This is a genomic window from Liquorilactobacillus uvarum DSM 19971, from assembly GCF_001434935.1.
Taxonomy (GTDB): Bacteria; Bacillota; Bacilli; order Lactobacillales; family Lactobacillaceae; genus Liquorilactobacillus; species Liquorilactobacillus uvarum.
The window spans coordinates 1-248 of sequence record NZ_AZEG01000140.1 but is presented as its reverse complement, the minus strand read 5'-3'; the positions used below and the strand labels follow the sequence as shown (position 1 = coordinate 248).

The 248-nt window shown below is 37.9% G+C and carries 1 protein-coding gene; it reads right to left on the bottom strand.

Annotated features, from left to right (window positions below):
* A partial coding sequence (locus FD20_RS12815; protein ID WP_477218320.1) for a site-specific integrase occupies positions 1 to 248 on the bottom strand: 248 nt, incomplete at both ends.

Here is a 248-nt window from a genome sequence, read left to right as displayed (position 1 = left end):
TTAAGGTACAAGGTATTAGGTTTACCAGTTTTTCGGTCATGAATAAACGCATTTTGTTTAATAGAACCGTCCGGATTAAAAATATCGGCCTGTTTTAAGCCCATAACGTCACTCACTCGCAGTAGCGTCGCTTTACCAACTTGAAAAATCGTATAGTTACGTCGGCCAGCTTTAAAGTTATTGAGTAACGTATCTTGAACCTCTTTAAGAACGTTTGAATCTTTGATGGGTAAGACAACTTGTTGCAT